21 protein-coding genes are annotated in these 25286 nt (G+C 67.1%); 12 read left to right on the plus strand and 9 right to left on the minus strand.

Features of this window, described 5'->3' with window-relative positions:
• The first annotated feature begins 37 nt into the window (after nucleotides 1-37).
• From P0Y43_RS02645 to P0Y43_RS02665, 5 genes are all read left to right on the plus strand, one after another.
• Nucleotides 38-4543, plus strand: a complete 4506-nt coding sequence (locus tag P0Y43_RS02645; RefSeq protein ID WP_275635743.1) for an NEL-type E3 ubiquitin ligase domain-containing protein — start codon at nucleotides 38-40, stop codon at nucleotides 4541-4543.
• Between the two features lie 220 nt (nucleotides 4544-4763).
• On the plus strand, nucleotides 4764-5321 hold the full coding sequence (locus tag P0Y43_RS02650) for a DUF4174 domain-containing protein (protein WP_275635744.1): 558 nt from the start codon (nucleotides 4764-4766) through the stop codon (nucleotides 5319-5321).
• Between the two features lie 242 nt (nucleotides 5322-5563).
• A complete protein-coding gene (locus P0Y43_RS02655) occupies nucleotides 5564-6004 on the plus strand; it encodes an HvfA family oxazolone/thioamide-modified RiPP metallophore (RefSeq protein ID WP_275635745.1) in 441 nt (146 codons plus the stop codon).
• Nucleotides 6005-6106: 102 nt separating this feature from the next.
• Nucleotides 6107-6940 (plus strand): HvfB family MNIO-type RiPP peptide maturase, encoded by an 834-nt coding sequence (locus P0Y43_RS02660; RefSeq protein ID WP_275635746.1) that lies wholly within the window; start codon nucleotides 6107-6109, stop codon nucleotides 6938-6940.
• Nucleotides 6933-7643: an HvfC family RiPP maturation protein gene (locus P0Y43_RS02665; RefSeq protein WP_275635747.1), complete on the plus strand. Its 711-nt coding sequence runs from the start codon at nucleotides 6933-6935 to the stop codon at nucleotides 7641-7643. Before P0Y43_RS02660 ends, P0Y43_RS02665 begins: the two co-directional genes overlap by 8 nt.
• 90 nt (nucleotides 7644-7733) lie before the next feature.
• Here P0Y43_RS02665 and P0Y43_RS02670 read toward each other — a convergent pair whose 3' ends face one another.
• The 3 genes from P0Y43_RS02670 to P0Y43_RS02680 all read right to left on the minus strand — a co-directional run bounded on the left by P0Y43_RS02670 (nucleotide 7734) and on the right by P0Y43_RS02680 (nucleotide 10444).
• A complete protein-coding gene (locus P0Y43_RS02670; RefSeq protein ID WP_275635748.1) occupies nucleotides 7734-8228 on the minus strand; it encodes an HvfX family Cu-binding RiPP maturation protein in 495 nt (164 codons plus the stop codon).
• A gap of 189 nt (nucleotides 8229-8417) precedes the next feature.
• Nucleotides 8418-9707: a sensor histidine kinase gene (locus tag P0Y43_RS02675; RefSeq protein WP_275635749.1), complete on the minus strand. Its 1290-nt coding sequence runs from the start codon at nucleotides 9705-9707 to the stop codon at nucleotides 8418-8420.
• A complete protein-coding gene (locus tag P0Y43_RS02680; protein ID WP_275635750.1) occupies nucleotides 9704-10444 on the minus strand; it encodes a response regulator in 741 nt (246 codons plus the stop codon). The genes P0Y43_RS02675 and P0Y43_RS02680 overlap by 4 nt, the downstream gene beginning before the upstream one ends.
• A gap of 218 nt (nucleotides 10445-10662) precedes the next feature.
• Between P0Y43_RS02680 and P0Y43_RS02685 the strand changes: the two genes are divergently transcribed.
• Together P0Y43_RS02685 and P0Y43_RS02690 are read left to right on the plus strand one after the other, a co-directional pair.
• Nucleotides 10663-10938, plus strand: coding sequence for a DUF2790 domain-containing protein (locus P0Y43_RS02685; RefSeq protein WP_275635751.1), 276 nt, complete (start codon nucleotides 10663-10665; stop codon nucleotides 10936-10938).
• Nucleotides 10928-11473, plus strand: a complete 546-nt coding sequence (locus tag P0Y43_RS02690; RefSeq protein ID WP_275635752.1) for a thioredoxin family protein — start codon at nucleotides 10928-10930, stop codon at nucleotides 11471-11473. Before P0Y43_RS02685 ends, P0Y43_RS02690 begins: the two co-directional genes overlap by 11 nt.
• Nucleotides 11474-11532: 59 nt before the next feature.
• On the opposite strand, the gene P0Y43_RS02695 is transcribed toward P0Y43_RS02690, so the two are convergent.
• Together P0Y43_RS02695 and aroQ are read right to left on the minus strand one after the other, a co-directional pair.
• Nucleotides 11533-12381 (minus strand): shikimate dehydrogenase, encoded by an 849-nt coding sequence (locus P0Y43_RS02695; RefSeq protein WP_275635753.1) that lies wholly within the window; start codon nucleotides 12379-12381, stop codon nucleotides 11533-11535.
• On the minus strand, nucleotides 12378-12827 hold the full coding sequence (gene aroQ / locus P0Y43_RS02700; protein ID WP_275635754.1) for a type II 3-dehydroquinate dehydratase: 450 nt from the start codon (nucleotides 12825-12827) through the stop codon (nucleotides 12378-12380). Before aroQ ends, P0Y43_RS02695 begins: the two co-directional genes overlap by 4 nt.
• A 286-nt stretch (nucleotides 12828-13113) precedes the next feature.
• Here aroQ and P0Y43_RS02705 point away from each other — a divergent pair, with 286 nt between their 5' ends.
• From P0Y43_RS02705 to P0Y43_RS02715, 3 genes are read left to right on the plus strand one after another with little or no spacing between them, the layout of a single operon-like run.
• On the plus strand, nucleotides 13114-14292 hold the full coding sequence (locus P0Y43_RS02705; RefSeq protein ID WP_275635813.1) for a TolC family protein: 1179 nt from the start codon (nucleotides 13114-13116) through the stop codon (nucleotides 14290-14292).
• A gap of 44 nt (nucleotides 14293-14336) precedes the next feature.
• Nucleotides 14337-15545 carry an efflux RND transporter periplasmic adaptor subunit gene (locus P0Y43_RS02710; RefSeq protein ID WP_275635755.1) on the plus strand — a complete coding sequence of 403 codons (1209 nt, stop codon included), beginning with the start codon at nucleotides 14337-14339 and terminating at the stop codon, nucleotides 15543-15545.
• 15 nt (nucleotides 15546-15560) lie between these two features.
• Nucleotides 15561-18692 (plus strand): efflux RND transporter permease subunit, encoded by a 3132-nt coding sequence (locus P0Y43_RS02715; RefSeq protein WP_275635756.1) that lies wholly within the window; start codon nucleotides 15561-15563, stop codon nucleotides 18690-18692.
• 50 nt (nucleotides 18693-18742) lie between these two features.
• Here P0Y43_RS02715 and P0Y43_RS02720 read toward each other — a convergent pair whose 3' ends face one another.
• The 3 genes from P0Y43_RS02720 to P0Y43_RS02730 all read right to left on the minus strand — a co-directional run bounded on the left by P0Y43_RS02720 (nucleotide 18743) and on the right by P0Y43_RS02730 (nucleotide 21783).
• A complete protein-coding gene (locus P0Y43_RS02720; RefSeq protein ID WP_275635757.1) occupies nucleotides 18743-19375 on the minus strand; it encodes a LysE family translocator in 633 nt (210 codons plus the stop codon).
• Between the two features lie 87 nt (nucleotides 19376-19462).
• Nucleotides 19463-20611 (minus strand): cysteine desulfurase family protein, encoded by a 1149-nt coding sequence (locus tag P0Y43_RS02725; RefSeq protein ID WP_275635758.1) that lies wholly within the window; start codon nucleotides 20609-20611, stop codon nucleotides 19463-19465.
• A 242-nt stretch (nucleotides 20612-20853) separates the two neighbouring features.
• A complete protein-coding gene (locus tag P0Y43_RS02730; RefSeq protein ID WP_275635759.1) occupies nucleotides 20854-21783 on the minus strand; it encodes a TIGR03571 family LLM class oxidoreductase in 930 nt (309 codons plus the stop codon).
• A gap of 95 nt (nucleotides 21784-21878) precedes the next feature.
• Here P0Y43_RS02730 and P0Y43_RS02735 point away from each other — a divergent pair, with 95 nt between their 5' ends.
• Nucleotides 21879-22805, plus strand: coding sequence for a LysR family transcriptional regulator (locus P0Y43_RS02735; protein ID WP_275635760.1), 927 nt, complete (start codon nucleotides 21879-21881; stop codon nucleotides 22803-22805).
• Between the two features lie 50 nt (nucleotides 22806-22855).
• Here the strand turns inward: P0Y43_RS02735 and P0Y43_RS02740 are convergent, their stop codons facing one another.
• Nucleotides 22856-23764, minus strand: a complete 909-nt coding sequence (locus tag P0Y43_RS02740; RefSeq protein WP_275635761.1) for a LysR family transcriptional regulator — start codon at nucleotides 23762-23764, stop codon at nucleotides 22856-22858.
• A gap of 190 nt (nucleotides 23765-23954) precedes the next feature.
• Between P0Y43_RS02740 and P0Y43_RS02745 the strand changes: the two genes are divergently transcribed.
• A complete protein-coding gene (locus P0Y43_RS02745; RefSeq protein WP_275635762.1) occupies nucleotides 23955-25259 on the plus strand; it encodes an MFS transporter in 1305 nt (434 codons plus the stop codon).
• Nucleotides 25260-25286: the final 27 nt, after the last annotated feature.

The raw sequence follows: 25286 nt of genomic DNA on the forward strand, positions 1-25286 counted from the left end.
CTAGGCTGAGCCCCTTCCTACCGAAGAGGGTTCGCTCATGCAGGCGCATCAACCATCGTCCGACCAGCACGCTACGCTGGCAGCGGCACAGTCACATCAGGATCACATCATCGGCACGCTGTTGCCCGGCTGGCTACGCGGGGCCAGCCCCGAGCGACTGGCCGCTCTGGGCGAAGCGATGTCGCTCAGCCTCTATTTCCAGCAGCGGGTCAGCGAGGTGCTGGCCAGGCTCAGGGGGATCGACGCGTTCACCGAGCCGCTGCTGCACGAGGCGCTGTTCGCGCGCACTGCGGTGAGGATGGATGTGCGCGCTACACGCTTTCGCCAGGGCCGCCACGAGCCGGTGGTGACGTCGCAGCCGATCGGTGTGCCGGTCACGGAGCTGGTCTACGAGCAGACGCCGTTGCTCGAGGCGGCGCTGCGCAACTTCAGCCGGGAGCAGGCGAGCCAGGACGGGCAGTTCCCCGGCAACCGCCTGCTGGACGGTGATGGACAGCAGGTGTGCGGGATAACGGCCGTGCAGTTCGCCGCCTGTTGCAGGGAACTGGACCTCGGCGCGCGCTACCAGCAGCACCTGGACAGCGTACTGTTGCCCGCCGATACCGAGGCACGGCGCACCGTCCACTCGTTACTGGCCAGGGCGCGCCGCTACGCCATGTTGGCCGATGCCCATGTGGCGCGGCTCAAGGGCGGGCTGAGCGAAGCCGAGCTGCAGTTGCTGGTGGGAGTGTGTGGCTTGCGCACGTCACTGACCTTCGAGGGGCGTGCAGTGCAACCCAAGCGCTTGAAGCTGCTGGGTTGCGAGTTGGAGCAGATTGTCGTGCTGGACATCCGCGACGACAGCCTGGCGCCGCTGTACAGCAGCACCCATCGGGTGCTGGTGCACGTGCCGGGCGACCCGATCGCGCCCTGGCGAGCCTGCACGAGCCTTCGCCAGTTCGCCAATACGTTGGGCCACGCGTTACGCACCGCCGAGTACCAGCGGTTCTTCAGCCGTTTCGTGCGTCGACGCGACGGCCAGGGTTTCTTCGCCCAGGTCATCAGTGGTTATGCCGGGGAGACGGACCTGGCCAACATCGACCTCGGCGAACACCTGTTGCCATGGCCGGGGCCGCTGTTCGACAGCCTGGCTGCGGCGCGCATCGCGCAGGTCAAGGACGACGCGGCGATGATCGCGGTACCGGTGGCCGCCCTGGACCTGCAGCTGCAGCGCGAACACGACCAACGCCTGCGGGCCGAAGGCTGGGCACTGCTCAACCTGGCAGGGTTCTTCATTCCCGCCGTTGGCGTGGCCTTGCTCGCGCTGAGCGCCTGGGAGCTGCTCGGCGAGGTGTACCACGGCATCGAGGCTTGGCATGAAGGTGACACCAGCGAAGCGCTCGATCATCTGTTCAACGTGGCCGGGGATATCGCCGCCATCGCGGCCACCGTCGCCGGCGTCAGCGTTGCCCGCGCGGCCTGGGCGCGTGCCTCTGCGGTCGATGCCTTGGTGCCGGCAACCCTGGAGAGCGGTGCGACGCGCCTGTGGAACCAGGACCTGGCGCCTTACCGCAGCGCATCACTGCCCGTCGAGGCCAGTTGCGACGCCCAGGGCGTGTACCGCCTGGGTAGCCAGGCCTGGATAAAGATGGAGGGCCATGCCTACCCGGTTTCGCCGGCCCGCGATGGCACCTGGCGCTTGCAGGCCCGCGCCGGCTTGGCGCCGCCCTTGCGGCACAACGGTGCAGGGGCTTGGCGGTTGTGGTCCGAGCAGCCCCTGGAATGGGACGACCCCGACCAGCTGTTCCGCCGCCTGGGGATGCCTTTCGAGCAACTCGATAGCCGCGCAGTGGCGCAGATCATGACTGCCCAGAACCTGGACGCCGCGCACCTGCGCGCGGTGCATGCCAACGGCGTGGCGGTCGATGCGCACCTGCTCGATGCGGTCGAGCGCCAGCTTCTCGACCAGCGCCTGCGTGACATGCTCTGGGCGCTGGCCGGCAGTGCTCAGGTGGACGACCAGGGGCTGCTGGCCCAAGCCCGGACGCTGCTGGGCGAGGCGTTGCCGGACGCGGCCTTGGCGGCCGAAGGCCGGGCCAGGCGCGCGGAACTGTTCGAACACCTGTACGCCGCGCAGCACGCTGAGGATGGGGCCGAGGTGGCGGCTCTGCGCCGGCAGTTCCCGACCCTGCACAGCGGCGCGGCGGCTGAATTGCTGAGCACGGCGCGGGTGGTCGACCAACAGGCACTGCGTGACACGGGCCGTGTTCCGCTGCGCCTGGCCCAGGCGGCACGCGAGGCTAGCGGACGCATCCGCGTCAGCCGTGCCATCGAGGGGTTGTACTTGGTTACCGCGCAAGGCGCCGACTTGGCCCGGCTCTGCCTGGGGTTGAGCGCACGCCTGCCTGGTGCGCCGACCGGCATCGGCTGGCGCCTGTACGAAGGTTCCGAGCAAGGGCCACTGCTGTTGGCGTTGGGGGAGCAGGGCGCGGGGCGTTTTGACCTGATCCATCGCGATGGCCGTTTCACCCTGCGCAATGCGCAAGGCCATACGCTCAGCGGGCCAGGCGAGTTGTTCGAGACGTTGGCGGCAGCCTACGATCCAGCCCAGCGACGCGCCATGCTGGGTTTCGAACCTTTCGCCGACCACCTGCGCGCCGAACTGGGTGAGCAGGCATTGGCGCTGCGCGCCGAGGCGCATGCGTTGTTCGACCACGCTCCGCCGATCGGCTGGTTCCGCCCGCCGCAACGCCTGGCCGATGGGCGGGTGGGCTACCCGCTCAGCGGGCGAGGCTGGCGCCGACGCCTGGCCCGTTCGTTGCTGGTCAGGTTGCGTGAGCTTTACCCCACCTACAACGACGAGCAGGTCGATGCCTGGATGCGCGAGGCGGGTGATGGGGCGGCCGCCCAGTTGGCGCGCCTGGAGCGGCAACGCGAGGTGTTGGTCCAGCACCTGCATGAATGGAGCGAGCGTCCGGCCAACCTCATGCAGCGCCTGGAGCGGCGCGGTTTCGCCGAAGCCTTGCGCAGTTGCTGGCAACGCCGTACCAATCGCGTCAACGAACAGCCGGGCCAGGGCATGGGTTACCGGTTGGCGGTGTGGGGCACCACGTTGAGCAGTTTGCCCGAGTTGCCCGAAACGGTCAGCTTTGCGCATGTCCATGAGCTGTCGCTACTGAGCATGGGCGTCGATACGATGCCCTCGAACTTCCTGAGCCGCTTTCCCAGGTTGCGTGTGTTGACGCTGGCCAACAACCGCTTTACCTGCCTGCCGACCGGCTTGAGCGCGTTGCCCGACTTGCGTGAGCTGGACTTGTACGACAACGAGATCCGTCTCGATGTCGAGCAGGCCAGCCAACTGGCCTCCTGTGTCTCGCTGGAGCACGTCAACCTCTCGTTCAACCCACTCGGGCGCGCCTTCCCACTGCACCTTTTGTCCAATCTACGGCGCCTGCACCTGCGTGCCACCGGCATTAGCGAGGTGCCACCGGCGTTGTTCGACCGGTTGAACCTGATCGCGGCCGACCTGCGCGATAACCGGATCACCCAACTGCCCGAACGCTTCTACCAGGCGCCGACCTGGCTAAGCCGCAACGTCCTGCTGCAGGGTAACCCGCTGGATGTGGGCAGTGCCGCCCGCTACGCCAGTTACCTGGAAGCCAATGAGCTGGCTGACGGCCTCGCCGACCTCCCGGCAACAGCCAACGTCAGGTCGCGCTGGCTGAACGGTGTGCAGGACAGCCAGCGCGCCGAGCGTGCCCGGCATTGGGACGAGGTGGCAGGCGAGGAGGGCGGGCAGGACTTCTTCGACATGCTCGCCCGCCTGCTGGAAACCGTCGATTTCCAGCAGCGCCCTCAGGTCTTGGGCGACCGGGTGTTCGCCATGCTCCAGGCGATGCGCGAGCATGCCGGCCTGCGCGAGGCGTTGTTCACCCAGGCGTCACTGCCGCTGACCTGCCAGGACAGCGTCGCCCTGGCCTTCAGTGGCCTGGAGCTGCGCATGCTGGTTTGGCGTGCGCAGGCCGATGCCGAAGCCGGCGGGCAGGAGTCGGCGCTTCTGTACCTGGGGCGTCAGCTTTGGCGCCTGGATGAGGTCGAGCGCATTGCCCGGGCTGATGTCCAGGCCCGCCGTGCTGCAGGCAGCGACCCTGATGAGATCGAGGTGAGCCTGGCCTATCGCCTGGCGTTGCGCGACGCACTGGACTTGCCAGCGCAACCCGGCGACATGGCCTATGGCGAGGTGGCCGGGGTCGGCCCTGAGCGCATCGCCCGGGCCCGTACCCAGGTGCTGGCCGCGCAGACGGCGGAGCAGGTGGCGCAATCGCTGTTGCAGCGCGAGTTCTGGCAAGAGCACTTGCTGCGTAGCCATGCCGACCAGTTCGAATTGCTCGACCAACCCTTCCATGCACGCCTGGAGGCCTTGCTTGAAATGGCGCAAACGCAGCCCGAGGGTGGTTGCCTGAGCGACATGGAGGCGCTCAACAGGCAGCGCCAGGCGGCACGGCAGGACCTGATGCGGCTGTTGACCCTTGAGGCGCTGGAGGCTGACGAGAGGCGATCGTGAGCATCACGCGCCAGGCCGCGGAGCGGCGGTTCACCCTCCTGCCATGGGCTATTCTCAGGTTCTGGTATCGGGGTTTTCCGAACGTGCGATAAGCCTGTTCTGGAAATTGCTGGTTACCTTTGACTTGAGCGGCGTTCCCGCCCCGTGGTTTAGGCTCGCGGATCGGATCTTTCTCCCTGATCCGTAGTCTTTGGTTTATCGAGAACATAAGGAGATGCACATGCTCGTCCGGTCATTGACCCTCGCCACCCTGCTCGTCGCCGCTGGCCCGCTGCTGGCCGCCGACAGCGATGCCCCCCTGGCCAAGGAGCTGGGCAAGGCACGGCCGTTGGTGGTCATCGCGCCCAGCAGCGCCGACCCGACCCTGCGTGGGTTGAACCAGGCCCTGGAAGACCCGGCCACCAAGGCGGGCTTCACCGAGCGCAACCTGGTGTTGTTCAGCGTGGCCAACATGATGGGCAAGCGCGAGGACAAGAACCTGGAACAGCAGACCACCATGGCGCTGATTCGCGAACTGAAATTGGGGGCGAGCAAGGGCACCAAGGTGATCCTGGTGGGCAAGGACGGCGAGCGGCATGTGCTCAAGGATGACGACAGCGGCGAGAAGCTCGACCCGCAGGTAATCTTCAAGGCCGTTGATGACTTGCCCGCCAGCGAGAAGGCGGTGACCGCGCCAGAGCCGGTGGCCGCCGCCGCGCCCGCCGAGCCCAAGGCCAAGGACAGCAAGCCGGCGAAACCGGCCAAGCCTGCGGCGCCGCCCAAACCGCTGGAGGACTGACCCAAAGGGTTCGGCGCCTCATCGCGGGGCAAGCCCGTTCCTACAGGCACCCTGCTGACCCTGTAGGAGCGGGCTTGTCCCGCGATGAGGCATCAAATGTTCACGACACCTCGCCCTGTATCACTCTGTATCCTCCCCCCGTCCAGACCCACTCCCATACAAATCGCTGCGCAAGGCGATACACCCACGACACACCGCTGCGGCGAAATAGCCCCACTTTCCAACCACAGTGGAGCGTCACCATGAAACACACACGCAACTCTCTCGGCCTGCTGGGGGCCGCGTTGATCGGCGGCATGGTCCTGGGTAACAGTGCCTTCGCGGTCGAACCTTTGTCCGAGGGCTACCAACTGGCCTCGGCCAAGGCCGCCGGCGAAGGCAAATGCGGCGAAGGCAAGTGCGGTGGCGGCGCCAAGGCCACCCAGGCCGAGGGCAAGTGCGGTGAAGGCAAGTGCGGCGATGCCTCGTTCGCCCGTACCGACAGCAACCACGACGGCAAGGTTTCGCGTGATGAATTCGTCGCCGTGGCCAAGGACCGCGCCGCCGACTTCGACAAGATCGACAGCAACCACGATGGCTTCATCTCCGAGCAGGAGGCCTATGACTACCTGCAGGCGATCTACAAGGCCAACGGCAAGGCCATGCCTGATGGGCTGTTCAGCCACCTGACCGGCAAGTCCTGAGCCTTTCCGGGCCAACTGAGCGCGGGGCAAGCCTTCTCCCAACCGGCCGGTGGGGAGCGGGCTTGCCCCGCGCTCGTTCGTACCGCTTTCTGGAGAACTGTCATGCATCACGAACCTCTGCTCACCGGGCTCGGCTTGCGCCGGGGCCTGCTTGCCGAACTGCTGGCGATGGACGACGGCGCGGTGGATTTCCTCGAGTGCGCCCCGGAGAACTGGATCAACGTCGGCGGCGCCTACGGCAAGGGCCTGGCGCAACTGGCCGAACGTTTCGCCATCGCCTGCCACGGCCTGTCGTTGTCGCTGGGCGCCAGTGCGCCGCTGGATCGCAACCTGCTCGACGCCACCCGGCGCCTGCTCGACCGCTGCCAGGTACGCCTGTACAGCGAACACTTGAGCTACTGCAGTGACGACGGCCACCTCTACGACCTGATGCCGATTCCGTTCACCGACGAGGCGGTGCGCCACGTCGCCACGCGCATCCGCCAGGCCCAGGAGCATCTTGGCCGGCGCATCGCGGTGGAGAACATCAGCTACTATGCGGCGCCCTACCAGGCCATGAGCGAGCTGGCGTTCGTCAACGCGGTGCTCGAAGAGGCCGACTGCGATCTGCTGCTGGACGTCAACAACGTCTTCGTCAACGCCTGCAACCACCGCTACGACGCCTTGGCCTTTCTTGAAGGCCTGCCGGCGAAGCGGGTGGTGGGCATGCACGTGGCCGGCCACTACGACGAAGCGCCGGACTTGAAAGTCGATACTCATGGGGCGGCGGTGAAGGAGGATGTCTGGTCGTTGTTCGCCATTGCCTGTCAGCGTTTCGGTGCCAAGCCCACGGTGCTGGAGCGCGATTTCAACTACCCACCGTTGGCCGAGCTGTTGCAGGAGACCGCACGTATTCGCGCGGTGCAACAGGCCGCCGGGAGCATCGATCATGGCTGATACCTTGCGCGAGCAGCAGTACACCCTGGCCCGCCACCTGCGCGACCCGGCGGCCAACCCACCCCCACCGGGCATCGAGGCGCGGCGTTTGAAGGTGTACCGCGAGTTGTTCTACGGCGCGGTCGAGGGCCTGCTGGCGGGCAGTTTTCCGGTATTGCGCCAGAGCCTCGGCGAGGCGCGCTGGCATGCGCGGGTGCGTGACTTCTATGCCAATTACCGCAGCCAGACGCCACTGTTCACCGAGGTGGCCGAGGCATTCATCGACTACTTGCAGGGCATCGAGCCGGATGCGCCGTGGCAGCTGGAGCTGGCCCATTACGAGTGGGTAGAGGCGCAGTTGTACTTGAGTGATGCCGAGGACCCGGCGCACGACCCGACGGGCGACTTGCTTGAGGGCGAACCGCTGTTGTCGAGCGTGGCACGGACATTGGCCTATCGCTGGCCGGTGGAGCGGATCGGGCCGGGGCAGTTGCCGGAAGAGGCACCTGATGAGCCGACGTTGCTTTTGGTGTACAGGGATGCCGGCTTGAAGGTGCGTTTCGCGCGGTTGACGCTGTTGGCGTACCAGTTGCTGGGCATGGACGGGACGGGGCGCCAGCGCTTGTTGGCATTGGCTGGAGAGACGTTGCTGGAGCAAGGGTCGGCGATGTTGGAGGGGTTGCGCGAGCAGGGGGTGATCGTCGGGACCCGGTTGCGCGGATGATGGCCCTTTCGCGCGGCAAGCCCGCTCCTGCAAGAGGACCTTAGATCGCTGCAGGAGCGGGGCTTGCCCGCGATGACGTCGGGCGCTACGTCAGGCGTTACGCCGACGCAGCAACTGGTCCACGCTCAACCGCCCAGCCCCCTTGAGCAGCAGTGGCAACAACGCCACCAGGTAGATCAACGGCAGCTTGAAATTCCCATATCCCTTGTCGCTGATCGAATACCCCCGCGCCAGCTCCGCCAGCGACGACCAGTGCGAAGGCCAGTGCACTGCGGCGATCGCCACCACGGTCACTACCATCAATACCGCCGACGCCAGGCGCGTACCCAGCCCCAGCAGCAACAGCAGCGGGCAGATCAGCTCGGCCCACAGCGACAGCTGCCAGTTCAGCTCTGCTGGCAATGCGTTGAAGGGGAAGGGAAAGCTGCCTTGCAGGTCGAGGAACCAGTTGCTCCCATTGAGCTTCTCAAGGCCCGATTCGAAGAACTCCCAGGCCAGGAACAGTCGTAGCGGCAGGTCGGCGCTCCAGACGCCGACGCGGTCGACTTGGGTGAAGGTGCGATTGATCAGGGTGAAGGCTGTCATCGAAGGGGTCCCAGGTTGTCGGGCCAGGCGGAATGCCGTGGCCGAGTGGCTGGGAGTGTGCGGGAGGGGGGTATCTGCAGTGTGTCGAGTGGAGGGGCTTGTGTATCGCTGTGTACATCCGGGACCTGTCGCCCTGTGGGCGCGGGCCCCACGATAGGGCCCGCACTGACACCGCCACGCTAAAGGGCCTTAGGGCAACTCGACCTGCGCGCACAACCCGCCGCTGGCCCGGTTGCTCAACGTCAACCGCCCGCCCATGGCCTGGGTCAGTTGCTGGGCGATCGCCAGCCCCAGCCCCGTGCCGCCTGTGCTGCGGTTGCGTGAGCCTTCCACCCGGTAGAACGGCTTGAGCACATCGCCCAACTCCGCTTCAGGAATACCCGGGCCTTCGTCGAGCACCCGAATGCGTGTCTGGCCACCCGTCACATGCTCCACCTCCAGGCGCGCGCTGCCCCCGAACTTCAGGGCATTGTCGACCAGGTTGGCCAGCACCCGGCGCAGCGCGTGGGGGCGGGTGTGCAGCACGGTGTCGGTGCTGGCGCAGCGCTCCACCTGGGCGCCGCTGTCCTGGTAGTCGAATACCAGGCTGTCGAGGAACGCGTCGAGGTTGACCCGCACCGGCTGCTCGGTGCCGCTGTCCATGCTGCGGGCATAGGCCACGCCTTCGCGCACCAGGTGCTCCATCTCGGTGAGGTCGCTCCATAGCTTGTCGCGCTCGACCCCATCATCCATCACTTCGACCCGCAGCTTCATGCGCGTGATCGGGGTTTGCAGGTCATGGGAGATCGCCGCCAGCAGTTGCATGCGCTCCTTGAGGTAGGCGGCGATGCGCGCCTGCAAGGCGTTGAAGGCCACAGCAGCGTACTTGACCTCGCGGGGGCCGGCTTCATCCAGTTGTGGGCCGGGTTTGTCCGGGTCGAGCTGGTCCACCGCACGCGCCAGGCGGGTCAAGGGGCCGATCGCCAGGCGCACCGCCAGCCAGGTGCACAGCAAGAGCAGGGCCAACTGCAGCAGCAGCACCACGGGCAGCCAACTGGCCACGGGCACCGGCATCGGCGTCACGTCGAGGGTCAGGGGCGCGCCATCGGCCAGTTCCAGGTGGGCCTGGAAGTGCGGGTTCGGCCCTGGCAACTCCTGGAAGGCCAGGCGGTAGTCGTGACCGATGGCCTTGACGATGGACTCGGCGGCCATGGGCGGGTCGGCCATCGGCATTGCGTGGCCGGGCAGGCCTTGGTCGAGGCGATAGCGGTAGGTGCGGCGCTCCAGGCGCGGCAACCAGGCGGCGCGCTCGGCGGCGGGCAAGCGGTCGAGGATGGCCACCGAGGTGGCCACGTCCATCTCCAGGTTGCTCAGCATCATCGAGCGGCTGCTGATATAGCGCTCGTAGAACTGCAGGCTGAACGACAGCCCGTAGGCCAGCACCAGCCCGGTGAAGAAGATCAGCGCCAGGCGCGAGGCCAGCGTGTGGGGCCATTTCATGTGGGCGACTCGATCAGTTGCACCGACAGCGAGAACACGTAGCCTTCGCTGCGCACGGTCTTGATGCAGGTCGGCTCACGGGCGTCGTCGCCCAGGCGCTGGCGCAGGCGGCTGACCAACAGGTCGATGGAGCGGTCGAAGATGTCCGCCTCGCGGCCCTGGGTGAGGTTGAGCAGTTGCTCGCGGCTGAGCACCCGTTGCGGGTGGTCGAGGAATACCCGCAACAGGCGATATTCGGCGCCGCTCAGGGCCACCAGGGTGCCTTCGTCGTCGAGCAGGTGGCGCGCGGTGGTGTCCAGGCGCCATTGGCCGAAGCGGATCAACCGGCTGCTTTCGCTGATGGTCAGGTTCGGCGGCAGCATGCGCGTTCGGCGCAGTACGGCGTTGATCCGCGCCAGCAGTTCACGGGCGGAGAAGGGTTTGGTCAGGTAGTCGTCGGCGCCCATTTCCAGGCCGATGATGCGATCGGTCTCGTCGTTGCGCGCGGTGAGCATCAGCACCGGCGTGTTGCGGTGGCGACCGGCGCGCAGTTCGCGGCACAGCAACAGGCCATCGTCGCCGGGCATCATGATGTCGAGCACGATCAGGTCGACCGTGTTGCCCTCCAGAAAGGCACGCATCTGCCGACCATCGGCGACGATGCTCGTGCGCAGGCCGTTCTTCTTCAGGTAATTGCCGACCAGTTCGCGGATTTCGCGGTCGTCGTCGACGATCAGGATGTGATCGACGTGTTCCATCGGGGGTGTCCTGTACGCAGTGGATGGGCGCAGTGTACCGACGCCGGCGGCGCTTGCCTGCGGGGCTTTGTATTGCAGTGTATCTGCCCCTGACACAGATACAGGAAGAGGCACGCCGGCCCGTTGGCCGACACATCCGGGATACCGACCAGGCGTCAAATGGCTCTCGACCGGGGAGCAAGGCCTCCCCACCGCAAACCCGCTTCAGGAGAGATGCCATGAGCCTCAAGACCTTCGCCCAAGCCACCGTGTTCGCCGTCCTCGGCTTCGGCGCCATCGCCGCCCAGGCCGGCACCCAGGCCAACGCCGAGCCCGCGCCAATGCAGTACCACTACGGCGACCGCCTGGATATCAGGAAGGTGGTGTCGGTGAAACAGGATGACCCGACCGCCTGCGGTGTGGTCGGCACGCGCATGGACTACCGTGACTCCCAGGGCCAATTGCACAGCCTGGACTACCGCAGCTACGCCACTGGGGGATGCTATGACAATTGACCCGCCCGCGCGTCGGCGCCTGTTGCGGGTCGCTGGCGTGGCCCTGGCGCTGGCCGGCCTGGGCGTCGCCGGCCACCTGCTGGCCCGCGACAGCCTCGGCCCGATGCCGTCGCTGGCCGGTGCCCAGCAGTGGCTCAACTCGCCACCCCTGGATGCCCAGGCGCTCAAGGGCAAGGTGGTGCTGGTGGACTTCTGGACCTTCGACTGCATCAACTGCAAGCGCAGCCTGCCCTACGTCAACGACTGGTCGCGGCGCTATGCCGACCAGGGGTTGGTGGTGGTGGGGGTGCACACCCCGGAGTACGACTACGAGCATGACTTGGGCAACGTGCGCGAGCAGGTGCGCAAGCTGGACATCGCCTACCCCGTGGCGGTGGACAGCGACTACCTGATCTGGAACACCTGGGGCAACCAGTTCTGGCCGGCGCATTATTTCGTCGACCGCCGTGGGCAGGTGCGCCATGTGCATTTCGGCGAAGGGGATTACGCCGGGCAGGAGCAGGTGATTCGTGAACTGCTGGCGGAGCCGGGTTGATGAAGTGTCAGTGCCAGCCCTATCGCGGGGCAAGCCCGCGATAGGGCTGGCACAGGCAGCTAACCGAACCGGGCGAAATGCGCCTGCATCCGCCCCGCATCCGCCGCCCGCCCGCTGAACAGTTCGAATGCCTTCACCGCCTGGAACACCGCCATGGTCCCGCCATCGAGGGTCTTGCAGCCGAGCGCACGGGCATGACGCAACAGCTCGGTCTCCAGCGGGAAGTAGATGATCTCCGCCACCCACAACCGCGCGTGCAACAGCGCCACCGGCAATGGCGTGCCCGGCAACTTGGCCATGCCCACCGGCGTGGTATTGACCAGCCCATCGGCCTCGGCCAGTGCCGCCCCCAGGTCACCGCCCAGCCGCGCACGCCCTGCGCCGAAGCGTGCGTTGAGGTTGTCCACCAGGGCCTGGCCACGCGCCGCGTCCACTTCGAACAACCACAGTTGCTCGACGCCATCGCCCAACAGCGCATGGGCCACCGCCGAACCGGCACCCCCCGCGCCCAATTGCACCACGCCGCGCTTGGCCACACCCGGCAGGCCACGCCGCAGCCCCTCGGCGAAACCCAGGCAATCGGTGTTGTGGCCGATGCGCCGGCCATCCTTGAACAGCACCGTATTCACCGCGCCAATGCCGCGCGCCTCCTCGGACAACTCATCGAGCAACGGCAGGATCGCCTGCTTGAACGGGAAGGTGATGTTCAGCCCGGTGAAACCGGTCAGTTCGGCGGCGTCCAGCAGGCCGGGCAGGGCGCTGTCGTCCACGCCCAGTGGGTCGGCGTCGATCAGCCGGTACAGGTAGCGCAGGCCCTGGGCGTCACCTTCGTGCTCATGCAGGGCAGGGGTGCGCGAGGCCTGGATGCCGCGGCCGATCAGGCCGGCGAGAATGCCTGGGCCGCTCATGCCGCACGCTCGGCGAACAGTTGCTTGAAATGCGCCAGCGCCAGGCGGTAGCCATGGCTGCCCAGGCCGCAGATCACCCCCACCGCGATCGATGAGACGAACGACAGGTGACGAAACGGTTCACGCTTGTGCACGTTGGACAAATGCACTTCGATCACTGGTAGCCCGGCGGCCACCAGCGCGTCGCGGATGGCCACCGAGGTGTGGGTCCAGGCGGCGGGGTTGATCAGGATACCGTCACAGCGGTCACGGGCGGCGTGGATCCAGTCGATCAGCTCGCCTTCGTGGTTGGTCTGGCGGAATTCGGTCTCAAGGCCCAGCTCGCCGGCGCTGTCGGCGCAGGCTTGGGCGAGGTCGGCGAGGGTTTCGTGGCCGTACTGCGCGGGTTCACGGGTACCCAACAGATTCAGGTTGGGGCCGTTGAGCACGAGAATGCGGGGTGTCATGGCGGAGCGTCACTTGATTGTTGGAATGCCTGATTTTATGTACTACCCGGTTAGTTTCGTCAATTCTTGTGTTTCGGTAGCGGGCGATTATCGAACGGTCCACGGCCATGAATTCCGGGCCGTCCAGGCCATCGCCCTCGATTACAAAATTGTAATTTTCCCGCCACTCCCACGATAACCACGCCTCCCTACAGTCCCCGGCCTAGCGCTGTGCCGCTTGCCGACGAGGACCGTGACCGTGCCGCTCAACCGTGCCACCCCCTTTAGCATCGCCCTGTTCTGCCTGATGTCGGCCACCCCCGCCGCCCAGGCCAGCCAGGCCTTGACCCTTGCCCAGGCGCTGGACGCCGCCTTCGCCAGCAACCCCGAACTGGCCGCTGTGCGCCAGGAGGTCGGTATCGCCGAGGGCGAGCGGCGCCAGGCCGGGCTGTCGCCCAACCCCGAGCTTGCGTGGGAAATGGAAGACACCCGCCGCGCCACGCGCACCACCACCGTGACGCTCAGCCAGCCCCTGGAACTGGGTGGCAAGCGTGGTGCGCGCATCGAGGTGGCCCAGGCCGGCCAGGCCATCGCCCAGCTGGACTTGGAACGCCAGGGCAACGGCCTGCGGGCCGATGTCACCCAGGCCTTTCACGCCGCCCTGCGCGCGCAGACCGCCGTGGAGCTGGCCGAGCAGTCTCGCAGCCTGACCGAGCGCGGCCTGCGCATAGTGCGCGGGCGGGTCGAGGCCGGGCAGTCGTCGCCGCTCGAAGCCACGCGCGCCGAGGTGCAGTTGGCCCAGGCCCAGGCGCAACTGCGCCGCGCCGAATCCGGGCGCACCGTGGCCTGGCAGGCCCTGGCGCGCCTGACCGGCAGCCCGCGCGCCGAGTTCGCTCAACTCGATGGCAGCGCCTTGTCACCGGGCCCTGCGCCGGACGCCGAGGCCCTGCTGGCCAAGGTCGAGCAGACCGTCGAGTGGCGCCTCGCTGCGGCGCAGATCGAGCGCGGCGAAGCGTCCCTGGGTTCGGAAAAAGCCCAGCGCATTCCCAATCTCACCGTCAGCTTCGGCAGCCAGTACAGCCGCGAGGACCGTGAGCGGGTCAACGTGGTCGGCCTGTCGATGCCGCTGCCGCTGTTCGATCGCAACCAGGGCAACGTGCTGGCTGCCGCGCGCCGCGCCGACCAGGCCCGTGACCTGCGCAACGCGGTCGAGCTGCGTCTGCGCAGCGACACCCGGAGTGCGCTCAGCCAATGGGCGATGGCCATGGCCGAGGTGGATGCCTACGACCGCACCATCCTGCCCTCGGCGCGCCAGGCGGTCGATACCGCCACGCGTGGCTTCGAGCGCGGCAAGTTCGCCTTCCTCGACGTGCTCGATGCCCAGCGCACGCTGATCGACGCGCGTGGCCAGTACCTCGATGCCCTGGCCTCGGCCACCGACGCCCGTGCCCAGGTCGAGCGAATCTACGGCGCGCTTGGACGCTGAGCCCCACCGATTGTCCTTTTTGCGCACGACCCGCAGGAGCAATGATGAACAAACCACGCAAGATCGCCATCCTGGTCGCTACCCTCGCCGTGCTCGGCGTCGGCGGCCTGGCCTGGACCGCCAGCCTGGCCCCCGGCAAGGCCGCCCACGACGACCATGGCGAGGCGGGCCGCGGCCATGAAGATCAGTCAGGCCACGACCACGGCGAACAGGCCGGCGAGAACCACGACGAAGAAGGCAAGCTGCACTTGACGCCCGCGCAGATCGAAGCCGCAGGCGTGCAACTGGCCACCGCCGCCCCGCGCGCCCTGGGTACGGCCATCAATTTCCCCGGCGAAATCCGCTTCGACGAGGACCACACCGCGCACGTGGTGCCGCGTGTGCCAGGCGTGGTCGAGTCGGTGCAGGCCGACCTCGGCCAACCGGTCAAGCGCGGCCAGGTGCTGGCGGTGATCGCCAGCCAGCAGATTTCCGAACTGCGCAGCGAGCAGCAGGCCGCCCAGCGCCGGCTGGAGCTGGCGCGGCTGACGTTCGAGCGGGAGAAACAGCTGTGGCAGGAGCGCATCAGCGCCGAGCAGGACTACCTGCAAGCCCGCCAGGCCCTGCAAGAGGCTGAAATCGCCCTGGCCAACGCCCGGCAGAAGGTCGCTGCCGTGGCCCCGGCCGGGGCTGGCAACCGCTATGAGCTGCGCGCGCCATTCGATGCGGTGGTGGTGGAGAAACACCTGACCGTCGGCGAAGTGGTCGGCGAGGCCAGCAACGCCTTCACCCTGTCGGACCTGAACCGAGTGTGGGCGACCTTCGCCGTGACCCCGCGCGACCTGGACAAGGTCACCAGCGGCCGCGTCGTGACCGTCAGCGCCCCAGACCTGGGCGCCGAGGTCGAGGGCACCGTCAACTACGTCGGCAACCTGCTCGGCGAGCAGACCCGCGCCGCCACCGCCCGCGCCACCCTGGCCAACCCCAACGGCGCCTGGCGCCCGGGGTTGTTCGTCAACATCGCGGTCACCGTCGAGCGCAGTGACGCCGCCGTGGTGGTGCCACAAAGCGCCTTGCAAACCCTGGAGGAGCGCAGCGTGGTGTTCGCCCGCACCGCGGAAGGTTTCCAAGCGCTGCCGGTGAAGACCGGCCGACGCGACGCCGGCTTCGTGGAAATCACCGAGGGTCTGGCCGCCGGCACCCAGGTGGCCGCCGCAGGCAGCTTCGTCCTCAAGTCCGAGCTGGGCAAGGGCTCGGCCGAGCACAGCCACTGATCCGGGAACCCCGTCATGTTCGAACGCATCATTCAATTCGCCATCGAGCAGCGCCTGGTCGTGATGCTCGCGGTGCTGCTGATGGCGGCCGTGGGCATCCATAGCTACCAGAAGCTGCCCATCGACGCCGTGCCCGACATCACCAACGTGCAGGTGCAGATCAACACCGCCGCCCCCGGCTACTCGCCGCTGGAGACCGAGCAGCGCATCACCTTCGCCATCGAAACCGCCATGGCTGGCCTGCCAGGCCTGAAGCAGACCCGCTCGCTGTCGCGTTCGGGGTTGTCGCAGGTGACGGTGATCTTCGACGACGCCACCGATATCTTCTTCGCCCGGCAATTGGTCAACGAGCGCCTGCAAGTCGCCCGCGAGCAACTGCCCGAGGGCATCGAGGCGGCCTTGGGGCCGATCTCCACGGGGCTGGGCGAGATCTTCCTATGGACGGTCGAGGCCCAGGACGGCGCGTTGAAGGAAGACGGCACGCCTTACAGCGCCACCGACCTGCGGGTGATCCAGGACTGGATCATCAAACCGCAGCTGCGCAATGTGCCGGGCGTGGCCGAGGTCAACAGCATCGGCGGCCACGCCAAGCAGTACCTGATCGCCCCGGACCCCAAGCGCCTGGCGGCCTACAAGTTGACCCTCAATGACCTGATCAACGCCCTGCAGAGCAACAACGCCAACGTCGGTGCCGGCTACATCGAGCGCAACGGCGAGCAACTGCTGGTGCGCGCGCCGGGGCAAGTGGCGTCGGTGGAGGACATCGCCAACATCGTCATCTCCAGCACCGACGGCGCGCCGATCCGTGTCAGCCACGTGGCCCAGGTCGGCCTGGGCGAGGAGTTGCGTTCCGGCGCGGCCACCGAGAACGGTCGCGAGGTGGTGCTGGGCACGGTGTTCATGCTGATCGGCGAGAACAGCCGGGCGGTGTCCCAGGCGGTGGCGACCAAGCTCGCCGAGATCAACCGCAGCCTGCCCAAGGGGGTGCAGGCGGTGACCGTGTACGACCGCACCCACCTGGTCGAGAAAGCCATCGCCACGGTGAAGAAGAACCTGGTGGAGGGGGCGATCCTGGTGATCGCCGTGCTGTTCCTGTTCCTGGGCAACATCCGCGCGGCGTTGATCACGGCCATGGTCATTCCGTTGTCGATGCTGTTCACCTTCACAGGCATGTTCAGCAACAAGGTCAGCGCCAACCTGATGAGCCTCGGGGCGCTGGACTTCGGCATCATCGTCGACGGCGCGGTGGTGATCGTCGAGAACGCCATCCGCCGCCTGGCCCACGCCCAGCAGCGCCATGGCCGCATGCTGACCCGCGCCGAACGCTTCCATGAGGTGTTCGCCGCCGCCCGTGAGGCGCGTCGGCCGCTGATCTACGGGCAACTGATCATCATGGTGGTGTACCTGCCGATCTTTGCCCTCACCGGGGTCGAGGGCAAGATGTTCCACCCCATGGCCTTCACCGTGGTGATGGCCTTGCTGGGTGCGATGATCCTGTCGGTGACCTTCGTGCCGGCGGCCATCGCCCTGTTCGTCAATGGCAAGGTCAAGGAGGAGGAGGGCGTGGTGATGCGCACTGCGCGCCTGCGCTACGCCCCGGTGCTGGCCTGGGTGCTGGGCCGGCGCAACCTGGCGTTCGCCAGCGCCGCCACCCTGGTGGTGCTGTCCGGGGTGCTGGCCGGCCGCATGGGCAGCGAGTTCATCCCCAGCCTCAGCGAGGGCGACTTCGCCCTGCAATCGCTGCGTGTGCCCGGCACCAGCCTGAGCCAGTCGGTGGACATGCAGCAGCGTCTGGAGAAGGCCATCATCGCCCAGGTGCCGGAAGTGCAGCGGGTGTTCGCTCGCACCGGCACCGCCGAGATCGCCTCCGACCCGATGCCGCCGAACATCTCCGACGCCTACGTGATGCTCAAGCCGCGCGAGCAATGGGCCGACCCGGGCAAGCCCCGTGATGAACTGATCGCCGAGGTGCAGCGCGCCGCAGCCAGCGTGCCGGGCAGCAACCATGAGCTGTCGCAGCCGATTCAGTTGCGCTTCAACGAGCTGATTTCCGGCGTGCGCAGCGACGTGGCGGTGAAGGTGTTCGGCGACGACATGGACGTGCTCAACCGCACCGCCGCGCAGATCGCCGCGACCCTGCAGCAGGTGCCGGGGGCCTCGGAGGTGAAGGTCGAACAGACCACCGGCCTGCCGGTGCTGACCATCGACATCGACCGCGACAAGGCTGCGCGCCACGGTCTGAACGTGGCCGAGGTGCAGGAGGCGGTGGCCATCGCCGTGGGCGGGCGCACCGCGGGCACGCTGTATGAGGGCGACCGGCGCTTCGACATGGTGGTGCGCCTGTCCGAGGCCTTGCGCACGGATGTCGAGGGCTTGTCGGGCCTGCTGATCCCGGTACCGGCCAATGGGGGCGCGGCGCAGATCGGCTTCATCCCGCTGTCGCAGGTGGCCAGCCTGAACCTGCAGCTGGGGCCGAACCAGGTCAGCCGCGAGGATGGCAAGCGCGTGGTGGTGGTCAGTGCCAACGTGCGCGGGCGTGACCTGGGGTCGTTCGTCGAGGAGGCGTCGCAGACCCTCATCGACAAGGCCCCGGTGCCGCCAGGTTACTGGACCCGCTGGGGTGGGCAGTTCGAGCAGTTGCAGTCGGCCGCAGAACGCTTGCGGGTGGTGGTGCCGGTGGCGCTGCTGCTGGTGATGGCTTTGCTGCTGATGATGTTCAATAACCTCAAGGATGGCCTGCTGGTGTTCACCGGCATTCCCTTCGCCTTGACCGGTGGGGTGTTGGCGCTGTGGTTGCGGGATATCCCGCTGTCGATTTCCGCGGGTGTGGGCTTTATCGCCCTGTCGGGGGTGGCGGTGCTCAACGGCCTGGTGATGATCGCCTTCATCCGCAGCCTGCGTGAGGAGGGCCGGCCACTGCGCGTGGCAATCGAGGAAGGCGCCTTGACCCGCTTGCGGCCGGTATTGATGACCGCGCTGGTGGCATCGCTGGGGTTCATTCCGATGGCCCTGGCCACCGGCACCGGCGCCGAGGTGCAGCGGCCGCTGGCGACGGTGGTGATTGGCGGAATCTTGTCCTCTACCGCATTGACCCTGCTGGTGCTGCCGGCGCTGTACCAGTGGGCGCATCGACGGGACGAGGACTGATGTGGCGGTGTTGGCTGCATCGCGGGCTTGCCCCGCGATAGGGCCGCCGCTCACACCGCCCGGGTATTGAGCAAGCGCACCCCCAGGCCAATGAACAGCGCCCCGGTGGCCCGCTTGAACCAGGCTGCCAGGCGCGACGCCTTCAGCCGTTGCCCGAAGCGATACGCGGTGAAGCAGTAGAACGAATGCACCAGGCAGACGATCGCGGCCATGCTCACGAACATGGCCGCGAATTGCCCGAAGATCGGCCGCCCTGGCTCCAGGAACTGCGGCAGGAAGGCGCAGAAGAACACCAGGGTCTTGGGGTTGCTGGCCGACACCAGGAACGCCTCCATGCCGATCCGCCACTTCGCCCGCGGTGCGGCAGGGGCCACTTGGCCGACCGCAAGCTTGGTCTTGTCACGACTGAACAGCTGGCGCATGCCCAGGTAGATCAAGTACCCCGCGCCCACCAGTTTCAGCGCCAGGAACGCCGCCGGCAGGGAAATCAGCAACGCCCCCACGCCCATCGCCACGCCACTGATCAGCAGCAGTTGCGCGCTGAGGTTGCCGAATAACGTCACGCCCATGCCGGACGGCCCATAGCGCAAGGCATTGCGCACGGTGAGCAGGACATTGGGGCCGGGGGAAAGGGAGGTGATGAGGTAGGCCAGGGAGAAAGTCAGCCAGAGGTGCATTGCCATGGAGCGGTCCTGCTCGGGGGAAAACGCCACCATGCCAGTAAACCGCTCAACTTGCCATCGGCCCCACGAGTGCGGGGCCGTTGTGTTTTACCAGAGGGCCGTCGAGGCGGCGGTGATCGTGCGGGCGAACACCGCGATGGCGGCGTCCACTTCAGTATCGGTGCTGTAGCGCCCGAGGCTGATGCGCACGCTGTTGCGCGCCCGGCGTTCGTCCAGGCCCAGCGCCAGCAGCACGTGCGAGGCGGCGTTGCTTGCCGAGTTGCACGCCGAGGTCGAGGACAGTGCCAGTTCGCTGGCCAAGGCGTTGCTGTTGAAGCCGTTGGCGTCGATGCACAGGTTCAGGGTATGCGGCACGCGTTGTTCGGCGCAGCCGTTGAGGCTGACACCCGGCAGGGCCAGCAGGCCTTCGCGCAGGCGCCGGGCCAGGGCTTCGATGCGCTGGTGTTCGCTGTCGCCCGGCGTACCGGCCAGGGCGAAGGCGCTGCCCATGCCGACGATCTGGTGGGTGGCCAGGGTGCCCGAGCGCAGGCCGCCTTCATGGCCGCCGCCGTGCATCTGCGCGCGCAGGGCAGGGCGGGCGCGGCTGCCGACATAGAGGGCGCCGATGCCCTTGGGGCCGTAGGCCTTGTGCGCGGAGAACGACATCAGGTCGACCGCCTGGCTGGCCAGGTCGATGTGCACCTTGCCCACGGCCTGGGCGGCGTCCACGTGCAGCAGTGCGCCGTGCTCGCGCACCAGCAGGCCGATGCGGGCGAAGTCGGTGACGGTGCCCAGTTCGTTGTTCACCGCCATCAGCGAGACCAGGCGGGTATCTGGGCGCAGGGCCGCGCGCACCGCCTCGGGTTGGATCAGGCCGTTGTGGTCCGGGGCCAGGCGGGTGACGGCCCAACCCTGGCGCTCCAGTTCGGCGGCGGTGTCGAGCACGGCCTTGTGTTCCAACTGGCTGGTGAGCAAGTGGCCGGGCGTGCCTTGGGCGATGCCCTTGAGGGCGAGGTTGTTGGATTCGGTGGCGCCGGAGGTCCAGACCAGGTCCTGGGGCTGTGCGCCGACCTGGGTGGCGACCTGTTGCCGGGCTTGTTCCACCAGGTCGCGGGCAGCCTGGCCGAAGGCGTGGCCCCGGGAGGCGGGGTTGCCGAAGTGGGCCTGGCGGCCCAGGCAGGCGAGCATGGTTTCGATGACCCGGTCGTCGACCGGGGTGGTGGCGGCGTAGTCGAGGTAGAGCGGCTGTTGGGCCATGGGGCGGGTCCGTGCAAGGGGCTGGGGCATAGGCGTCATGCTACCCAGGTGGTGCGGATGGTTTTTGCCCTTTTGCCTAAGGAGTTCGGGTGTTTAAGGGTTTTTTTCTATTTATTGTTTTTATTCGGGAATTATTTTTTCAGTGCAGGCCCTATCGCGGGACAAGCCCGCGATAGGGCGACCTGGCGTCACCGGCTGACGCGGATCCAGGCACTTCATGGGCGCTTGTGTCGATGGCACCTTCAACCCTTGCCGTGGAAAGTCGGCAAAACGAACGCCCCTAGCTCTTCCAGCGTCTCATCGAGCGGCCGTCGGTTGCGCCGCAGGTGCAGCCCGATGTGCGCTACCCCCGCCGCACGCATGGCCTGCAGCTCGGCGATCAGGCCGTTGCGCCCGACCTTGCAGCCAAACCGATGACGTTCCAGCGGCGCATCGGGGTTTTCGTCCAGGTCCAGGTGAATGAACGACACATAGGGCTTTTCGCCCGCCACCTCGCGCCACAACCCGGCGCGGCGCACATGCTCTTGTGGCGTGCCAGGGTAGGCCAGCCAACCGTCCAGGTGCTCACCGACCCACGCCGGGCTCTGCTGCGCCAGGCCCGCGACCAGCAGCGGCAGCGGCTGCACGGGCCTGGGCAGCACCTCCACGCCCGGCGGCAGCTCGGCGCTGCGCCATTCACGCAGCAACGCCACCTGCGCGCGGAAGGCTTCGCCGCGGCTGTCGAAGTCACGGCCGAACAGCGGGTACTCCACCGGGCGGTCGCCGCTGGCCACACCCAGCAGCAGGCGCCCGCCGCTGAGCAGGTCGACGCTGGCGGCGGCTTTCATCGTCAGCAGCGGCTCGCGGATCGGCAACACCACGGCGGCGGTACCCAGCAGGATGTCGCGGGTCACCCCGGCGAGGTAGCCGAGGTAGGTGAACACCTCGAACACCTGGGCGGCGTCGCCGAACTGTGGGTCGTACAGCGGCACGTCACGCACCCACAGGGCGCGAAAGCCGACGCGGTCGGCGAGGGTGGCCAGGCGTGCGTGCTGGGCCAGGTCGGGCACGCCGAACGGCATGCCGGCGCGTTGCCGGGCCTGTTCGCGCACGCTGTTCCAGTCGTTGTCCAGGGGCAGTTCGAGGCCGACGCTCAGGCCGCCCGACACCAGTTTCTGCAAGGTGGAATTCATGGCTGAGGCTCATAGCGAGAAATGCCGCCCAGCCTACGGGAGGGCCGCGCTGTGATGTAGACTCGCGCAATTCAAATCATTTGTGAAATCAGGTCATGCAAACCCGCATCAAGGACATCAACCGCTCTGGCGAGATGGAAGTGTTCACCGAAGTGGTGGCCGCTGGCACGTTTTCCGAGGCAGCACGGCGCCTGGACATGACGCCCTCGGCGGTGAGCAAGCTGGTCGCGCGCTTGGAGCAGCGCCTGGGCGCACGCCTGCTGCACCGCTCCACGCGACGCCTGGAACTGACCGCCGAGGGTGAGCGCTTCCATGCCGAGAGCCTGCGTATTCTGGAGCAGATCGACAACGCCGAGCGCGACGTGGCCAACGCCGCCTGCCCCAGCGGGGTGATCCACGTCAGCAGCAACCTGCCGTTCGGCCTGCACTGCCTGGCGCCGCTGGTACCGGCGTTTCTCGACGCTTACCCGCAGATCAGCCTGAACCTGGAGCTGACCGACACCGTGGTCGACCTGCTCGAACGGCGCGCCGACGTCGCCATTCGCTCCGGCCCGCTCAAGGCTTCGCGCCTGGTGCAGCGCCACCTGGGGCGCAGCCGCTTGCGCACGGTGGCAGCGCCTGGCTACCTCGCGCGGCATGGCACGCCGCGCACGCCGACTGAGCTGCTGGCGCATAACCGCCTGGATTTCGGTTTCCACCGGCATTCGCAGGCGTGGGTTTACCGCGACGAGCAGGGGCAGCGGGTGGAAGTCGCGCCACAGGGCAACCTGCAACTGCATGATGGCGAGAGCATGCGCCAGTTGTGCATCGGTGGGGCGGGGGTGGCGCGCTTGGCGAATTTCCACGTGGGGGCGGACATCGACGCAGGGCGGCTGGTGCCGTTGCTCGATGCGTTTGCCGACGAGGGCGAAGAGGACGTGCTGCATGCGGTGTTCATCGGGCCGGGGCGGCAGTTGCCGCAGCGGGTGAGGGTGTTCATCGACTTTCTGGTGGAGCGGTTGGACACGCGGTACTTCCGCTAGGTTTGGGTGTGGCGCTCGGCCCTGTCGCGGGGCAGACCACCGAACCCCCTTCAGCCCAGGCTCGCCTGCAGCGCCTCGACGAACACCCCCTCCGCCCGGCTGAGCCGCTGTTCGCGGTTCCACAGCAGATGGATGTCCACATCGGCGATGCCCTCGTGCGGCGGCAGTTTCCACAGCAGCCCGGCCTGCACGTCCGGCGCCACCACGTGCTCCGGCAGGCAGCCGATGCCGAACCCGGCGATCACCAGCCGGCGCACTTCCTCCAGGCTTGGCGACGAGGCGACGATCCGCCCCGAGAAGCCCTGCTGGTCACGGAAGATGGTCAACGGCGAGAGCATCCCGCCGATCTGGTCGCTGGTGAAACTGACGAAATTTTCCTTTTGCAGGTCGCCCTCCAACTGGCCGAACAGCGCATGGTGGCGGCCGCAGAAGAACGCATAGCGCTGACGCAGGAACAGGCGTTGCTCCAGGCGCGGCTGCGGCCGACGGCTGAGGCTCAGGCCGGCCGTGGCGGTCTTTTCCTGCAGGGCGGCGACGATGTCGGAGCTGCGCATCACGTCGATCTCCAGTTCCACCCGCGGGTGCTGGCGGTGAAAACCGGCGAGGAATTCGTCGAAGCGCGCGCAGACCACGCGGCTGATGGTCAGCAGGCGCACCTTGCCCACCACTTCGTCGGCCGGGTGCTCCAGCAGGCCGCTGATCTGCGACATCTGCCCATACACCTCACCGGCCAGTTGGAACAGTTGCTCGCCCATCTCGGTGAGTACGAAGCGTGGGCCGCGGCGGGCGATGAGCTGGCGCCCGAGTTGTTCTTCCAGGCGCTTGAGCGCCTGGCTCACCGCCGGCTGGGTCAGGTGCAGACGCGCGGCGGCGCGGCTGATGGACAGTTCCTGGCCAATCACCCGGAAGGTGCGCAGCAGGTTCCAGTCGAGGCGGTCGTTGAGCAGGCGGTCGGGCATGGCGGGCTCTAATAATAACCAGGGCTAATAGTTCGAATAATAAATAGAAAATTGACTAATCATAGCCCCGGGTCGATAAATCTGTTCCAGCAGCGGTGGATTCATCGCCAACACCAACCGAGGCGTCGAAGAGCGCCCCCCGTGATCCCAACGACCTCCTGCCAGAAAAACAACCAAAGGAGCCAGCCCCATGAAGCCATCCGCTTCGCCCCAGCCACGCCGCGCTGCGACCGCCGCGTTCATCGGCACCATGATCGAGTGGTACGACTTCTACATCTATGCCACCGCCGCCGCGCTGGTGTTCGGTGCCTTGTTCTTCCCCTCCGACAACAGCCTGTTCAGCACCATGGCCGCGTTCGGCACCTTCGCCGTGGGCTTCTTCGCCCGCCCCCTGGGCGGGCTGGTGTTCGGTCATGTGGGTGACCGCATCGGGCGCAAGAAGTCGCTGGTCATTACCCTGGTGATGATGGGCGTGGTCACCGTGTGCATCGGCCTGCTGCCGACCTATGCGCAGATCGGCGCCACCGCGCCGGTGCTGCTGATCCTGCTGCGCATCGTCCAAGGCATCGCCGTGGGCGGCGAGTGGGGCGGCGCGGTGCTGATGGCTGGCGAGCATGCGCCCAAGGGGCGGCGCACCTTCTTTGCCTCGTTCGCCCAACTGGGCAGCCCGGCGGGCCTGATCCTCTCGCTGCTGGCCTTCGGCCTGGTCACCCGTCTGCCTGAAGAAGAGCTGATGAGCTGGGGCTGGCGCGTGCCGTTCCTGGCCAGCGCCTTGCTGCTGGTGGTGGGCCTGGCGATTCGCCTGGGGGTCAACGAATCGCCGGAGTTCCTCGCCAGCCGCGAGCAGGCCGAGAAGACCCGGCGCAAGGAACAGGCCCCCGTGCTCGAGGTGTTGCGCACCGCCTGGCGCCCGCTGCTGTTGTGCATCGGTGCCAACACCTTGGGCATCGCCGGGGTCTATTTCACCAACACCTTCATGATCAGCTACACCACCACCCAGTTGCATCTGGAGCGCTCGCTGATTCTCGAATGCCTGTTCTTCGTGGCGATCATCCAGTTCTGCGTGCAGCCGCTGGCCGCCTGGCTCGCGGAAAAAATCGGCGCCACGCGCTTCCTGGCCTTGGTGGCACTGCTGGCGATGGCCTCGCCGTACCCGATGTTCGTGCTGGTCGGCAGCGGCCAGGGGCCGCTGATCGTGCTTGGCATCGCCCTGGCGGCGATCTGCATGGCGTCGTTCTACGCGGTGATCGCCGGCTACGTCAGCGGCCTGTTCGACACCCGCGTGCGCTACACCGCGATCTCCATGGCCTATCAGGTGTGCGGCGCCATCGCCGGCGGGCTGACGCCGTTGATCGGCACCTGGCTGGCCCACCAATTCACTGGCCAGTGGTGGCCGATGGCCCTGTTCTACAGCGTGATCGCCAGCATTTCGCTGGTCTGCGTACTCGCCCTGGCGCGCCAGTACGCCCGCAGCCAGCAGCTCGAGCTGGCTTGATTCAACCGATTCGACTGGAGTACCCGC

The organism is Pseudomonas entomophila (assembly GCF_029193575.1).
GTDB lineage: Bacteria > Pseudomonadota > Gammaproteobacteria > Pseudomonadales > Pseudomonadaceae > Aquipseudomonas > Aquipseudomonas entomophila_G.